The sequence below is a fragment of the Streptosporangium sp. NPDC005286 genome (assembly GCF_040607515.1).
Lineage (GTDB): Bacteria > Actinomycetota > Actinomycetes > Streptosporangiales > Streptosporangiaceae > Streptosporangium.
The window spans coordinates 1-14,549 of record NZ_JBEXGU010000206.1; the positions used below are offsets into that span (position 1 = coordinate 1).

13 protein-coding genes, 1 pseudogene and 1 riboswitch are annotated in these 14,549 nt (G+C 69.1%); of the genes and pseudogenes, 7 read left to right on the forward strand and 7 right to left on the reverse strand.

The annotated features are described in order from the left end of the window. Both ABZU75_RS40810 and ABZU75_RS40815 read right to left on the reverse strand, forming a co-directional pair. A pseudogene (locus ABZU75_RS40810) lies at positions 1–548 on the reverse strand (hypothetical protein); the annotation flags it as partial. Next, positions 532–1,398, reverse strand: a complete 867-nt coding sequence (locus tag ABZU75_RS40815) for a MoxR family ATPase (protein ID WP_355566971.1) — start codon at positions 1,396–1,398, stop codon at positions 532–534. The gene ABZU75_RS40815 and the pseudogene ABZU75_RS40810, both read right to left, overlap by 17 nt. Before the next feature lie 186 nt (positions 1,399–1,584). On the opposite strand from ABZU75_RS40815, the gene ABZU75_RS40820 reads away from it, so the two are divergent. Together ABZU75_RS40820 and ABZU75_RS40825 are read left to right on the forward strand one after the other, a co-directional pair. Next, on the forward strand, positions 1,585–2,925 hold the full coding sequence (locus ABZU75_RS40820; protein ID WP_355566975.1) for a potassium transporter TrkG: 1,341 nt from the start codon (positions 1,585–1,587) through the stop codon (positions 2,923–2,925). Further along, on the forward strand, positions 2,918–3,586 hold the full coding sequence (locus ABZU75_RS40825) for a TrkA family potassium uptake protein (protein ID WP_355566978.1): 669 nt from the start codon (positions 2,918–2,920) through the stop codon (positions 3,584–3,586). Before ABZU75_RS40820 ends, ABZU75_RS40825 begins: the two co-directional genes overlap by 8 nt. 114 nt (positions 3,587–3,700) lie before the next feature. Here the strand turns inward: ABZU75_RS40825 and ABZU75_RS40830 are convergent, their stop codons facing one another. The 5 genes from ABZU75_RS40830 to ABZU75_RS40850 form a co-directional block, all read right to left on the reverse strand. Further along, positions 3,701–4,159 (reverse strand): PH domain-containing protein, encoded by a 459-nt coding sequence (locus ABZU75_RS40830; RefSeq protein WP_355566981.1) that lies wholly within the window; start codon positions 4,157–4,159, stop codon positions 3,701–3,703. Positions 4,160–4,290: 131 nt separating this feature from the next. Then, positions 4,291–4,761 (reverse strand): 6,7-dimethyl-8-ribityllumazine synthase, encoded by a 471-nt coding sequence (ribH, locus tag ABZU75_RS40835; protein WP_350924481.1) that lies wholly within the window; start codon positions 4,759–4,761, stop codon positions 4,291–4,293. A gap of 73 nt (positions 4,762–4,834) precedes the next feature. Continuing rightward, positions 4,835–6,049, reverse strand: a complete 1,215-nt coding sequence (locus tag ABZU75_RS40840; protein WP_350924479.1) for a bifunctional 3,4-dihydroxy-2-butanone-4-phosphate synthase/GTP cyclohydrolase II — start codon at positions 6,047–6,049, stop codon at positions 4,835–4,837. A 106-nt stretch (positions 6,050–6,155) separates the two neighbouring features. Beyond that, positions 6,156–6,791, reverse strand: coding sequence for a riboflavin synthase (locus tag ABZU75_RS40845; protein ID WP_355566985.1), 636 nt, complete (start codon positions 6,789–6,791; stop codon positions 6,156–6,158). 329 nt (positions 6,792–7,120) lie between these two features. Next, positions 7,121–7,251: riboswitch (FMN riboswitch) on the reverse strand. Positions 7,252–7,372: 121 nt separating this feature from the next. Next, positions 7,373–8,188 (reverse strand): oxygenase MpaB family protein, encoded by an 816-nt coding sequence (locus ABZU75_RS40850; protein WP_355566988.1) that lies wholly within the window; start codon positions 8,186–8,188, stop codon positions 7,373–7,375. 375 nt (positions 8,189–8,563) lie between these two features. Between ABZU75_RS40850 and ABZU75_RS40855 the strand changes: the two genes are divergently transcribed. From ABZU75_RS40855 to ABZU75_RS40875, 5 genes are all read left to right on the forward strand, one after another. After that, a complete protein-coding gene (locus tag ABZU75_RS40855) occupies positions 8,564–9,517 on the forward strand; it encodes an ABC transporter permease (RefSeq protein WP_355566991.1) in 954 nt (317 codons plus the stop codon). Positions 9,518–9,533: 16 nt separating this feature from the next. Beyond that, the gene (locus ABZU75_RS40860) at positions 9,534–11,318 is read left to right on the forward strand and encodes an ABC transporter substrate-binding protein (protein WP_355566994.1); all 1,785 of its coding nucleotides are present in this window, start codon (positions 9,534–9,536) and stop codon (positions 11,316–11,318) included. A gap of 127 nt (positions 11,319–11,445) precedes the next feature. Next, on the forward strand, positions 11,446–12,426 hold the full coding sequence (locus ABZU75_RS40865) for an ABC transporter permease (protein WP_355566997.1): 981 nt from the start codon (positions 11,446–11,448) through the stop codon (positions 12,424–12,426). Positions 12,427–12,440: 14 nt separating this feature from the next. Next, positions 12,441–13,442, forward strand: coding sequence for an ABC transporter ATP-binding protein (locus ABZU75_RS40870; RefSeq protein WP_355567000.1), 1,002 nt, complete (start codon positions 12,441–12,443; stop codon positions 13,440–13,442). A gap of 59 nt (positions 13,443–13,501) precedes the next feature. Continuing rightward, on the forward strand, positions 13,502–14,485 hold the full coding sequence (locus tag ABZU75_RS40875) for an oligopeptide/dipeptide ABC transporter ATP-binding protein (RefSeq protein WP_355567003.1): 984 nt from the start codon (positions 13,502–13,504) through the stop codon (positions 14,483–14,485). Positions 14,486–14,549: the final 64 nt, after the last annotated feature.

Here is a 14,549-nt window from a genome sequence, read left to right on the forward strand (position 1 = left end):
GAGCACCTGCTCGACCACGTCCTGGCCGTGCACCACCGCGTCGGGATGAACCAGCCCGGCCGCCATCTCCAACCGCTCGGCGTTGATATCGACCATGTCGCCGCGAGCGCGGGGGGGTCACCGCTCTCCTCCCGATCGGGCCGGGTCTGCGGCAGCGCCGCGGTGTGCCGGGTGACGGTGATCGCCGCCGGTCTCGCGCGGCCCGCGCGCCGCCCTTCGAAGTAGGCCGCGAAGACCCGGTCGTAGCGGGGCAGGTCGTCGGCCGAGGCGCACAGCGTGAGCCTGCCCGCCCAGTAGACGTCGGTAGGCTCCGCGGCGTCCAGGTGGGACAGGGCGCGGAGCAGGCCCTGGGTTCGCTCGTGATCGGCGGATACCCCCGCGGCACGCAGGGTCCTGGCGAAACCGGTCATGACCGCGACCAGGTCCTCGCCGTTCCCGGCGGGAAGGGCGGCGCCGTCATCCGTGGTGGGCGGGCCGCCGGTGTCCCGATCCGCCGGGGCACCGGTCGCGCCGGTGGGGAAGCCGGGGCCGTCAGCGCCGGGCCACACCGAAGAATCCGTTCCCGAGCACGGTCTCGTGGTCCTCCCTGTGCTTGAGCAGGGCGCCCAGGGTGGCCGCCGCCACGTCGGGGTCGAGCTCGCGGGATCCGAGAGCCAGGAGTGCCTCGGTCCAGTCGAGGGTCTCGGCGATCCCCGGTGGCTTGATCAGGTCGGCCTCGCGGAGCCGTCCTGTCGCGTGAGCGACCTGCTCGGCCAGGATCGCGGAACAGTCGGGGAGCCGCCTGCGCAGGATCGCCACCTCCCGCTCGAAGGAGGGGTGCTCCAGCCAGTGGTAGAGGCAGCGCCGTTTCAGGGCGTCGTGTACCTCGCGGGTGCGGTTGGAGGTCAGCACGACCACCGGCGGCCGCGCGGCGCGGACCGTGCCGAGCTCGGGGATGGAGATCGCGAAGTCCGAGAGCACCTCCAGCAGGATCGCCTCGAACTCCACGTCGGCGCGGTCGACCTCGTCGATGAGCAGCACCGAGGGCTGGGTCTCGATCGCCTTCAGCAGCGGCCTGGCGATCAGGAACCTCCGATCGTAGACCTCCCCCTCCAGCCGGGCGGCGTCGGTGATCCCACCCGCCTCCGCCGCCTTCAGGTGCAGGAGCTGGCGGGCGAAGTCCCAGTCGTAGAGCGCCTGGGCGGCGTCCAGCCCCTCGTAGCACTGCAGGCGGATCAGCGGCGCCCCGAGCAGCGCGGCCAGGGTCCTGGCCAGCTCGGTCTTGCCGACGCCGGCCTCGCCTTCGAGGAGCAACGGGCGCCCCATCCGCAGTGCGAGAAAGGCGGCCGTGGCGAGCCCGGTATCGGCCAGATACGACTGCTCGTCGAGCAGCTCCGCCAGCTGCGCGGGTGACTGCACGTTAGATGCCTCAATTGTCCGCCTGACCACCACCTCAGGTTACGCCCGGTGGTCGCGTTCTCGCGTTGTCGCGCCGCACCCGCGGCACCGGGAGGCAGCGGGAGGAACCGGCCCGGCGAGGGCGGCGCCGGGTATCGAGGGCGGACAGGTCCACCACCGCCCCTCGAAGAAGTATCCTCACCCCCTGTGAAGAACCTCCTCGGCCAGATCAACACCCCGTCCAGAGTCGTCGTGGTGGCGTTCCTGGCCGTGGTCCTCACCGGTACGGGGCTGCTGTCGCTACCCGTGGCGGTCGAGGAGGGTCAGCATGCCTCGTGGACGTCGGCCCTGTTCACCGCCACCTCCGCGGTCTGCGTGACCGGGCTGGCCATGCACGACACCGCGGCGCACTGGTCGCTCTTCGGCGAGATCGTGCTCATGGTGCTGATGCAGATCGGCGGCTTCGGGATCATGACGCTCGCCTCGATCCTGGCCGTGCTCGTCTCCGGCAAGCTCGGCCTGCGCGCCCGCCTGAACACCCAGGCCGAGACCAAGACCCTCGGGCCCGGCGACGTGCGACGGGTGATCGTGGGAGTCGCCAAGGTCACGCTGGTCGCCGAGGTGCTGACCGCCGCGGCGCTCGCCACCCGCTTCGTGATCGGGTACGGGGAGCCGGTCGGCCGCGCCATCTATTACGGGATTTTTCATGCAATCTCGGCATTCACCAATGCCGGGTTCGCCCTCTGGTCGGACAGTGTCATGGGGTTCGTCACCGACCCGTGGATCTGCCTCCCGCTCGCGCTGGCGGTGATCGCCGGAGGTCTCGGCTTCCCGGTCTACGCCGTCCTGAGGGAGAACTGGCGTCGCCCGTCGCGCTGGACGCTGCACGCCAAGATCACGCTGTGGATGACCGCGGTGCTGCTGCTCGGCGGGACGCTGGCCATCACCGTCATCGAATGGAACAACCCCGGCACGATGGGCGGTCTCTCCCCGGGACTACGGATCATGGCCGGGTTCTTCCACAGCACGATGACCCGCAGCGGCGGCCTGAACTCCGTCGACACCTCCCAGATGAGCGAGAACTCCTGGCTGGTCAGCGACGTGCTGATGTTCATCGGCGCGGGTAGCGCGGGCACCGCGGGCGGCATCAAGGTGACGACGTTCGCACTCCTGGGCTTCGTGATCCTCGCCGAGCTGCGCGGCGAGCCCGACGTCTCGGCGGGCCGCCGCCGCGTCCCCGAGCAGCTCCAGCGCCAGGCCCTGACGATCGCGCTGCTGAGTGTGGCGTCGGTCGCGGTGGGAACGTTCGCGATGATGACGGCGACCCCCTTCAAGCTCGACCGCGTACTGTTCGAGGTGATCTCCGCCTTCGGCACGGTCGGGCTGTCGACGGGGATCACCGCCGACGTCGGCACCGCGGGGCACCTGATCCTGACCGTCCTGATGTTCGTCGGGCGGCTCGGCCCGGTGACCCTGGGCGCCGCGCTGGCACTGCACGTCCAGACCCGTCGGTTCCGATATCCGGAGGAGCGTCCCCTCGTTGGTTGACAAGAAGAACCGCGGCGACGCGGTCGTGGTCATCGGTCTCGGGCGGTTCGGCGGCGCTCTGGCGGCGGAGCTGGTGAGCCGCGACGTCGAGGTGCTCGGCGTGGACAACGACTCCAAGAACGTCCAGCACTTCTCCGGCAGGCTCACCCACGTGGTGTGCGCGGACTCCACGGACCCGGACGCCCTCCGGCAGCTCGGCATCGCGGAGTTCGGCCGGGCCGTGGTCGGCATCGGCACCGACATCGAGGCGAGCATCCTGACCACCTCGATCCTGACCGACCTGGGGGTATCGGACATCTGGGCCAAGTCGATCAGTCTGCAGCACAGCCGGATCCTGCAGCGGGTCGGCGCGCACCGCGTGGTGCAGCCGGAACACGACATGGGCGAGCGGGTCGCGCACCTGGTCATCGGGCGGATGCTCGACTATCTGGAGGTCGACGAGGGCTACGCCCTGATCAAGACCATGGCGCCCGGGTGGGCGGACGGCAAGAGCCTGGGCCGGCTGGGCATCCGCAGCGAGTACGGGGTCACCGTGGTCGGCATCAAGAAGCCCGGTGGCGGGTTCACCTACGCCACCTCGGAGACGGTGGTGCAGAGCGGCGACATCCTGCTCGTGGCCGGCGACACCGACAAGACCGAGCGGTTCGCCGAGGAGACCTGAGCACCGAGAACCCCTGCCGCGCGGGGTTCCGCAGCGACCCCACAGTGGCCCCACAGTGGCCCCACGGGGCTCGCCGGACCCGGCGCGTTCAGGCGGTGACGGCCCGCCGGCGGTTCAGCGGGCCTCGTCCGCCTCGCCGCGCTCCCTGATGAGGGCGGCGAGCTCGTGGACCTGGCGCATCGTGCGTTTCTTCTCCGACCCCTGCAGGCCCATGGCGCCGACCGTGATCCCGTCGGCGAAGTCGATCTTCGCCCAGGGCTCGTGGGGGGTCAGGGTGACCCCGAGCACCTCGGCCCACTCGTAACGGCGCACCCTCAGCGGGTTGACGACGGTGATCCCCCGCTCGTCGGCCTCCACCCGGCACCGCCCCAGCAGGTGGAGGGCCCCGGCGATCAGGAGGCCCAGCACGAGCATCCCGATCCTGTCGGCCAGCGTGAACGGCGCCGGCAGGAAGATCGCCATCAGGATGGCGCCGAGCGTGATCACGCCCGCGAAGCCGTAGGCCACGATCCGCCCGTTCTTGGGCCGCCAGACGACGGGCAACGGGGGCGGGGAGACGCTCTCCGGGCTCACTCTCAGATCACGATCCTTCGGGAAACCACCGATCAAAACGGCTGCGACGGCTGGTCATGGTGCCGATGGCAACCTATCGCACGTCCCCGCCGCACCGATCACACGGCGCGGCGGGGTGCGTCAGCGGTGCTCTAGGAGCGGAGTTCGCGCAGCAGCAGCGCCGCCTCCAGCGCCGCGACGGTGGCCTCGTAGCCCTTGTCCTCGTGACTGCCCGGCACCCCCGACCTGTCCACGGCCTGGTCGAGGGATTCACAGGTCAGCACCCCGTTGCCGACCGGGACCTGCTCGTCGAGGGAGATCCGGGTCAGGCCCGCGGTGACGGAGTCGCAGACGTAGTCGAAGTGGGCGGTCTCCCCGCGGATCACGGCTCCGAGGGCGACGACCGCGTCGCAGCGCCTGGCCAGGGCCTGCACCACGACCGGGATCTCCAGCGATCCGGCCACCCGGACCACGGTCACCGCCGCGCCGCTGTCCTCCCCCGCCCGTACGGCCCGCGCCACGAGCTGATCGGTGATCTCCTCGTGCCACCGGGCGGCCACGATGCCGACGGTCAGCCCCCGCGCGTCCACGGCCGACACCACCGGCCGTCCTGTCCCACTCATCTGATCAACTCACTCCGCTCGCGGTTCGCGTTCGCGAACACCCCGTCCATACCGGCTCTCCTGCCACGCTCACTCATTCGCGCTCCTGGGGGATGTCGTGACCAAGGCGGTCGCGCTTGACCGACAGGTACTTCTCGTTGTACGGGTTCATCGCCACCGGCATGGGCTCGCGGCCGATCACCTTGATGCCGTAGCCGTCCATGCCGCGCAGCTTGGCCGGGTTGTTGGTCAGCAGCCGGATCGACTTCACCCCCAGGTCCGCGAGGATCTGCCCGGCGTTGGAGAACTCCCGCGCGTCCACCGGCAGTCCGAGCTCCAGGTTGGCGTCGACCGTGTCGCTGCCGGCGTCCTGAAGGCTGTACGCCCGCAGCTTGGCCAGCAGCCCGATGCCGCGTCCCTCGTGCCCGCGCAGGTAGACGATCACGCCTCGGCCCTCGGCGGCGATCCGGGACATCGCGTGTTCCAGCTGCACCCCGCAGTCGCACCGCAGCGACCCGAGCACGTCGCCGGTCAGGCACTCGGAGTGCGCCCTGACCATGACGTTCTCGCCGTCCTCGATGTCGCCGAAGACCAGGGCCAGGTGCTCGCCGCCGTCCACCGAACTCGCGAAGCCGTAGGCCCGCCACACGCCGAACCTGTTCGGCAGCAGGGTCTCGGCGACCCTGGTCACCATCCGCTCGGTCCTGCGCCGGAACTCCACCAGCTGCTCGATCGAGACGAGCGCCAGGTCGTGCTCGTCGCAGAAGCGGCGCAGCTCCGGCAGCCGCATCATGGTCCCGTCGTCGTTGACGACCTCGGCGAGCACGCCGGACTCGCTCAGCCCGGCGAGCCTGGCCAGGTCCACGGCCGCCTCGGTGTGGCCGCGCCTGACCAGGACACCGCCCTCCCGGTACCGGAGCGGGAAGACGTGACCCGGCCGCACCAGCTCGGACGGGTCGGTCGCGGAGTCGGCCAGGAGACGGATCGTGCGGGCCCGGTCGGCGGCGGAGATCCCGGTGCTCACCCCGTCCCTGGCGTCCACGCTGATCGTGTACGCGGTGCGCAGGCGTTCCCTGTTGTCGTGCACCATCAGTGGCAGGCCGAGCCGGTCGAGGTCCTCACCGCGCATCGGCACGCAGACCACGCCGCTGCTGTGCCGGATGGTGAAGGCCAGCAGTTCCGGCGTGGCCTTGGACGCGGCGAAGATGATGTCGCCCTCGTTCTCCCGGTTCTCGTCGTCGACGACCACGACCGCCTTGCCCTCGCGGGTGTCGGCGATCGCGCGTTCGATCGGGTCCAGCTTGATCACACGGCCTCCTCGGGGACGAGCACGGTCCGCGACCTGTGCTCCTTGAGCCAGTTGACGAATCCGACCGGGACCGGCACGGGGGCCTCGAATCCCGCTTCCGCCCGGTTCACCGCTCGCCTCCCCTGCCGGCCTGGCCGTCCGTGCTCGCGGGGGCGTACGCGCCGACGAGCTTCTCGACGTGCTTGGCGATCACGTCGACCTCGAGGTTCACCGGGTCTCCGGGCTGCTTGGCACCGAGGGTGGTCAGGCGCAGAGTGGTGGGGATGAGGCTGACGGCGAAGCCGCCGGAGCCGACGCTCACCACGGTCAGGCTGATGCCGTCGACCGTGATCGACCCCTTCTCGACCACGTAGCGGTCGAGGTCGGACGGGAGGGAGATGCGGACGACCTCCCAGTGCTCGCCGGGCTCCCGCGACAGCAGGACGCCCGTCCCGTCCACGTGACCCTGCACGATGTGGCCGCCCAGTCGCTGGTCGGCGCGGACCGCGCGTTCCAGGTTGACCGGGGAGCCGGGCCTCAGCGCGCCGAGGGAACTGCGGTCGAGGGTCTCCTTCATCACGTCGGCGGTGAACACCTCACCGGCCACGTCCACCACGGTCAGGCAGACGCCGTTGACGGCGATCGAGTCGCCGTGCCCGGCGTCCGAGGTGACCGTCCTGCCCCGGATGGACAGCCTGGCCGCGTCGCTCAGCTGCTCGATCCCGGCGATCTCACCCAGTTCTTCGACGATTCCGGTGAACATTCACATCTCCTTGCGGGGGACCACGCGAAGGCGGGCGGCCGAGGTGTCGCGGGGCCGGAGGCGGAACGTCGCCGAAGGGCGGGAAGCCGCGTGGGGGCCGGCGGGGCATGCGCTCGGAGAGCGGGATAAGCCGGTGCGCCCGGTCAGGGAATGGTGGGGGCCGGCGGCGCCATGCCCGTGGGGGGCGGGCCCGGCCACTGGGCGCGTCCGCGTCCGATCAGTCACCCGAGGTCTCCTACTCGCCAGTAGCTGTCTGCCACGGCGGGCCCCGGGGAATTCGATGGGTGCGTACACCCGGTCAGCGGAGGACCCCAAAGGGCACTCTCCGCTCGCGCGCTTCCTCCCATCCGGACTCTAACCGTCGGTCCTGGAGTTTCACCAGGTCAACCGGTCGATGGATTCGACCGGGTCGCGGACTGTAACCGCCGGCTCGGAATTTCACCGACCCCGGAGCACGCTGCTCTGTCTTGCTTCGGAAAGCGCGCCGCAGGCGGCCCGCTTCCCGTACACCAGTGTGCCATGTCCGGCAAACCGCACCGCACACCCCTCCAGCATATGGACCAAGCGAGCGCTTGGTCAAATCATGCCGCGTGCTCGGCGATCACCCTCCGAGCCCGCCGCGCGTCCGGGGAGTAGCGCACCGGAGCGGGCACCAGACCGATGCCGGTGTGCAGCGCCCGCAGGGAGGCCGTCGCCCACAGGTCTCCCAGCGGGGTCGCGGGCAGCCCGTAGAGCCTGCGGGCCCAGCGCGGCAGGGTCGCGAAGGCGAGCAGGGTGACCATGGGGAACACCGGCTTGAGCGGGGTCAGGCGCGCCGGGAGCGGCGCGTTGAGCGACTGCCTGAGCGGATGGGGCACCTCGGGCGCGAAGTAGAGACCCGGGCGGCAGGCCCGGATGTAGTCGTCCAGCTCGCCGACCGAGCCGGGCACGTCCTCGGGGCGCAGGCCGACGACCTCGGCCGCACGGCGCCACTCCGCGACGAACCTGTCGGCCTCCTCGCCGCTCAGCCCCACTCCGGCCCGCCGGGCGACCGACAGGTAGGAGTCGACCTCGCCGACATGGACCCAGAGCAGCGCGGCGGGGTCGTCGAGACGGAACCGCTCGCCGGTGTCGGGGTCGAGGGCGGTGAGTCTCGCGTGGATCTTCCTGACCCTGGCCCCCGCGCGGGCGACCTCCTCGGTCGTACCGTAGGTGCGCACCCGGACGAACTCGGTGGTGCGCGCGAAGCGGGACCAGGCCTCCGCGGGGTCCATGAGTGCCGAGTTCTGCGCGACCCCGCGCATCGCCCGGGGGTGCAGGCCCTGCATGAGCAGCGCCCTGAAGCCTCCGACGAGCAGGATCGGCTCGCCCATCACCTTCCAGGTCACCGAATCCGGTCCGAACAACCCGTGATCCATGCGCCGCCTCCCTCGTAAGTGGTTAATTACGCTACCGGAGGGGGTCTGGGTACACATGTCCCGGGTCTGTGACACAAGCGGAACGGGATCCAGACGAGGGTGTCACGACCAGGTCATCAAAGTGTCACAGATCCGTGAAAAGCAGCTTTTAAGTGCCCCGATTCTTTCACCCCACCCCCCCGCCGCGTCAACGGAATTGAAGCTACGAACAGGTGGAAATTACACAACAATAAAATGAGTAAGGAGCAGACCATTGATTTGACCTTGACTGTTTTGCGATGGTTCCAAGGATCAGGCTCAGCCATGCTCGTTGGGAGCGCCCGCACGATGACCATCCCTGCACCAGCAGCTACCACCACCGGGGAGACCCCCGCGGTGAAGACACCGGAGACGGTGGGCCGTTCCCCCGGCCAGTTGATGTGGCTGCGCTTCCGCCGCGACCCCACCGGCATCGCCTCGGCCGGTGTGGTGATCTTCTTCTTCCTTGTCGCGATCCTCGCACCGGTCATCTCCTGGCTCTACGGCAAGGACCCCTACATCCTCTACGGCCAGGACACCCCGGGACTGCTGAACGACTTCGGCTACCCGGTGCTGCCCAACGGCGGCATGAGCTCGGACTTCTGGTTCGGCATCGAGCCGGGCCTGGGCCGTGACGTTTTCATGCAGCTCGTCTACGGGATCAGGACCTCGCTGCTGATCGCGATGGTCGCGACGGTCCTCATCTCGGTGATCGGCATCGTCATGGGCATCGTCGCCGGGTACGTCGGGGGCAGAACCGACTACTTCATCGGCCGCCTGATCGACATCGTCCTGTCGTTCCCCTCGACCCTGTTCATCATCGCGTTCATGCCGGTGGTGGAGAACCTCTTCGTCGACCCCTCCGAGGAGACCCCGGTCTGGCTGCGGGCGGTGACGCTCATCACCCTGCTGACGGCCTTCGGCTGGGCCGGCATCGCCCGGCTGCTGCGCGGCCAGGTGCTCTCCATGCGCGAGCGGGAGTTCGTCGAGGCCGCCAAGGTGACCGGCGCCTCCCCCGCCCGGATCATCTTCAAGGAACTGCTGCCCAACCTGTGGACGCCGATCCTGATCCAGTCGACACTGCTGCTGCCCGCGATGGTGACCGCCGAGGCGGCCCTGTCCTTCCTGGGCGTCGGCATGATCGAACCCATCCCGGACTGGGGCCGGATGTTCCTGCGGGGCACCCAGGTCTACCAGAACGACATCACCTACCTGATCTTCCCCGGCGCGGCTCTGCTGATCTTCGTGATCGCCTTCAACCTTCTCGGTGACTCGGTCCGCGACGCCTTCGACCCCAAGCTCAAGCGTTAGATCCGATAGGAGAGAGATGAAAGTCCGTACGCGGTCAGCGATGGCCGTACTCGCCATAGGCGCGCTCGCACTCACCAGCGCGTGTGCCGAGGGCAACCAGGGCGCCCCCGCCGCTCCCAGCGGCTCCGCCGGTGCCTCCGCCCCCGCCGTGGAGGCCTACAAGGCGCCGACCATCACGGTCGGCACCGCGGAGGACTCCAAGGGCCCGGCCATCGAGCCGGAGGGCGTCGTCAAGGGCGGCACCGTCACGATGATCGACCGGGACGACTTCTCTCACATGGACCCGGGCCAGCTCTACGTCAACACCGAGACGAACTTCTCCCTCCTGATCGCGCGTACCCTGACCGGCTACAAGCGCACCGACAAGAGCGAGTACAAGCTGGTCGGCGACCTGGCCACCGACACCGGCACCCCCTCCGACGGCGGCAAGACCTGGACCTTCACCCTCAAGGACGGGGTGAAGTGGGAGGACGGCACGCCCATCACGTCCGAGGACGTGAAGTGGAGCATGGAGCGGACGTTCGCCTCCTTCATCACCCAGGGCCCGACCTACATCCAGCAGTGGCTGACCGAGGTCGACCACAAGAAGGCCTACCAGGGCCCCTACGACGGCAAGCGCCTGGACAGCATCGAGACGCCGGACGACAAGACGATCGTCTACAAGTTCAAGACGCCGCACGCCGACGCCAACTACGCCTTCGCCATGGGCGGCTACGGCATCGTGCCCAAGGCCAAGGACACCAAGGAGAAGTACGACAAGGCCCCCGTCTCCAGCGGCCCGTACATCATCAAGAACCACGTGGTCGACAAGTCCATCGACCTTGAGCGCAACCCGAACTGGGACCCGGCCACCGACCCGATCCGCGGCGCCTACCCCGACAAGTGGCGTCTGGAGTTCGGCCAGGAGGCCCTGCAGATCACCGACCGCCTGATGGCGGACGCGGGCCCGGACCAGACCGCCTTCACCTTCTACGCGACCGTTCCCCCGGAGCGGCTGCAGCAGGTGCTCGGCGACCCCGCGCTGGCGCCCCGCCTGATGAAGAGCCCCTCGCCGTACGGGAACTACTACTACTTCAACCTTGACCGGATGAAGGACCAGAAGATCCGCCAGGCCATCAACTACGCGTGGCCGTCCAAGCAGATCCAGCAGGTCTACGGCGGCCCGCAGGCGGCCGCGCTGCCGACCACCATCCTCAACGAGAACACCACGGTCGGCTACCAGCCCTACGACCTGTTCGGCAAGACGACCAAGCCCGAGGGTGACATCGAGAAGGCCAAGCAGCTGCTGGCCGAGTCGAGCAACCCGACGCCGACCATCGTCTACGCCTACAACCAGACGCCGGTCCAGGAGCAGGCCACCGTCGTGATCAAGAGCGCTCTGGAGAAGGCCGGCATCAAGGTCGTCGCCAAGCCGCTGGACCGCAAGACCTACTACGACTCCATCGGCCTGACCAAGAACGAGTTCGACATGTACTGGGGCGGCTGGGGCGCCGACTGGCCGTCCGGCTCCACGGTCATGCCCGTCATCTTCGGCCCGATCGCCGACGGTGCGCCGAACTACTCGCACCTGAAGGACGAGGCGCTCACCAAGGAGATGGACGAGATCACCGCGATGACCGACATCGACGCGCAGAACGCCGCGTGGATGGCGCTGGACAAGAAGCTCCAGGAGACGGTCACCCCGCTGGTCGTCGCCGAGAACCGGATCGCCAACACCCTGCACGGCTCCAAGATCGGCGGCGCGGAGATCGACCCGCAGTCCTGGGTCGTCCAGCCGAACAGAATCTTCGTGAAGCAGTAACCCCCACGAAGCCTTAGGAGACACCGGTGGCCGTGGCCCCGCGGAGGACGACACCGTTCCCCGCGAGGTCACGGCCCAGGGGCCGTCAGGCCCCCGCAGCGGTCCCAGCCACCTCGGGAAACAGGCAATGCTTCCATTCATCACTCGCCGCACGCTCGGCGCCGCGGTCACACTCCTGATCATCGCCGCGGTCACCTTCTTCCTCTTCTTCGCCGTGCCCGCCGACCCGGCGAGGCTCGCCTGCGGCAAGGTCTGCCCGCCCGACCTCCTGGAACAGGCGCGGCACAACCTGGGACTGGACCAGCCCCTGTTCGCCCAGTTCGTGGCCTGGCTGGTCGGCATCTTCGTCGGCCGCGAGTACGAGAGCCTGGGCCACTGCCCGGCCCCCTGCCTCGGCTACTCGTTCGTCAACCGCGAGCCGGTGTTCGAGACGATCCTGGACCGGCTGCCGGTCACCGTCTCCCTCACCATCGGCGCGGCGGTCGTCTTCCTCATCTTCGGCATGGCGACCGGCATCGTCGCGGCCCTGCGCCAGGGCAAGCCGCTGGACAAGATCGCCAGCGTGTCGTCCCTGATCGGCGCCTCCGTGCAGATCTACTTCATCGGCACGCTCGCGCTCTACTTCCTCGTCTACCAGAACCAGATCCTCCAGCGGCCCCAGTACCTGCCGTTCACCGAGAATCCCATCGCCTGGGCGGGCGGACTCGCACTGCCCTGGGTGGTGCTGGCGATCATCTTCACCGCCAACTACACCCGTATGACGCGCTCGACGATGGTGGAACAGCTCAGCGAGGACTACGTCCGCACCGCGCGGGCCAAGGGCATGTCCGGCCGGACCGTGGTGATGAGGTTCGCCCTGCGCGGCACCCTGACGCCCATCATCACGATCTTCGGCGTGGACCTCGGCACGCTGATCGGCGGCGCGATCATCACCGAGACCACCTTCGGGCTGCAGGGACTTGGACGGCTCTCCATCAAGGCCGTCTGGGACTCCGACCTGCCCCTGCTGATGGGCACGGTGCTCGTGGCGGCCGGGGCGATCGTCTTCTTCAACATCATCGTCGACATCCTGTACGCCTTCATCGACCCTCGTGTCCGGCTGAGCTAGGAGTTCTGAAGAAAGTGTCAACTCCCTTCCTCTCGGTCCGTGACCTGACCGTCGACTTCCACACCGAGGACGGCGTCGTCCACGCGGTGGACGGGCTCTCCTTCGACGTGGAGAAGGGCACCACGCTGGGCATCGTCGGCGAGTCCGGGTCGGGCAAGTCGGTGACCAACCTGACGGTGCTCGGCCTGCACAACCCGGAGACCACCACGATCAGCGGGGAGATCCGGCTGGACGACGAGGAGCTGATCGGTGCCTCCAGGTCCACCATGGAGAAACTGCGCGGCAACAAGGTCGCGATGATCTTCCAGGACCCGCTGACCTCGCTCTCCCCGTACCACACCATCGGCAAGCAGATCTCCGAGGTCTACCGCAAGCACACCGGCGCGAGCCGCGCCGAGGCCAGGGCCCGCGCGATCGAGATGCTGACCCGGGTCGGCATTCCGCAGCCGAAGACCAGGGTGGACGACTATCCCCACCAGTTCTCCGGCGGCATGCGGCAGCGCGCGATGATCGCGATGGCGCTGGTCTGCGACCCCGACCTGCTGATCGCCGACGAGCCCACCACCGCGCTGGACGTGACGGTGCAGGCCCAGATCCTGGACCTGCTCAAGGAGCTCCAGGATCAGATGGGCACCTCGATCATCCTGATCACCCACGATCTCGGCGTGGTCGCCAACACCGCGCACGAGGTGCTGGTGATGTACGCCGGGCGCGCGGTGGAGCGCGGGACCGTCAAGGAGGTCCTCCGAGAGCCCCGCCACCCCTACACCTGGGGCCTGCTGGCCTCCATGCCCAAGCTGAGCGCACCGGTGGACGTGCAGCTCCGGCCGGTCCGCGGCACCCCGCCGAGCCTGATCAACGTCCCGTCCGGCTGCCCCTTCCACCCGCGGTGCGACTTCATGGAGGTGGCGGGGCCCGAGCTGTGCCGCTCGGAGCGGCCCGAGCTGTCCCCGCACCGCGGCCACGGCGACGCGTGCTACCTGACCCTGGCCCAGAAGCGGGAGATCCACAAGTGAGCGAGACGACCTCCGAGCCGCTGCTGGAGCTGTCCGGTCTGAAGAAGCACTTCCCGGTGATGGGCGGCCTCATCTTCAAGCGGCAGGTCGGCCGGGTCCACGCGGTGGACGGCATCGACCTGACCGTGCACGCCGGTGAGACGCTCGGCCTGGTCGGCGAGTCCGGCTGCGGCAAGTCCACCGCCGGGCGGCTGGCGGCCCGGCTGCTCGAGCCGACCGCGGGCGGCATCCGCTACGCCGGACGCGAGATCGGCCACGCCAGTCGCAGGGAGCTGAAGCCGATCCGGGCCGAGATCCAGATGATCTTCCAGGACCCGTACTCGTCGCTCAACCCCCGGCACACCGTGGGCACCATCATCGGCGGCCCGATGGAGATCAACGGGATCGACCCGCCGGGCGGCAGGACCAAGCGGGTCCAGGAGCTCCTGGAGATCGTCGGGCTCAACCCCGAGCACTACAACCGCTTCCCGCACGAGTTCTCCGGCGGCCAGCGGCAGCGGATCGGAGTGGCCCGCGCGCTCTCCCTCAACCCCAAGCTGATCATCGCGGACGAGCCGGTCTCGGCCCTCGACGTCTCCATCCAGGCGCAGGTGGTCAACCTGCTCCAGCAGCTCCAGCGGGACATGGGGATCGCGTTCCTGTTCATCGCGCACGACCTGGCGATCGTCAGGCACTTCTCCCAGCGGGTCGCGGTCATGTACCTCGGCAAGATCGTCGAGGTCGCCGACCGTGCCTCCCTGTACGAGCGCCCCCGCCACCCCTACACCCACGCGCTGCTGTCGGCGGTGCCCGAGGTGCAGGAGGACGACGAGCCGCGCGAGCGCATCCGCCTGGCGGGGGACGTGCCCTCCCCCATCAACCCGCCGTCCGGCTGCCGCTTCCGCACCCGCTGCTGGAAGGCCCAGGACAAGTGCGCCACCGAGGAGCCTCCGCTGCTCAGACTGGAGGGCAACAGGGAAGGTCACCTGACCGCCTGCCACTTCCCCGAGGAGCCGACCGTGCACGGCCAGGACGTGGTGCTGGACCCGGCCCTGCAGACCTGACACCGGCCGTCGCCGGTCCTCGCGACCGGTGATCCCCGGTGAGAGAACGGCGGAGGGCGGACCC

What these genes read in the sequence shown, in the direction of transcription:
- ribH (WP_350924481.1), bottom strand. Translation starts at nt 4,761, where the DNA reads ATGAGTGGGACAGGACGGCCGGTGGTGTCGGCCGTGGACGCGCGGGGG.
- ABZU75_RS40845 (WP_355566985.1), bottom strand. Translation starts at nt 6,791, where the DNA reads ATGTTCACCGGAATCGTCGAAGAACTGGGTGAGATCGCCGGGATCGAG.
- ABZU75_RS40850 (WP_355566988.1), bottom strand. Translation starts at nt 8,188, where the DNA reads ATGGATCACGGGTTGTTCGGACCGGATTCGGTGACCTGGAAGGTGATG.
- ABZU75_RS40860 (WP_355566994.1), top strand. Translation starts at nt 9,534, where the DNA reads ATGAAAGTCCGTACGCGGTCAGCGATGGCCGTACTCGCCATAGGCGCG.
- ABZU75_RS40865 (WP_355566997.1), top strand. Translation starts at nt 11,446, where the DNA reads ATGCTTCCATTCATCACTCGCCGCACGCTCGGCGCCGCGGTCACACTC.
- ABZU75_RS40875 (WP_355567003.1), top strand. Translation starts at nt 13,502, where the DNA reads ATGGGCGGCCTCATCTTCAAGCGGCAGGTCGGCCGGGTCCACGCGGTG.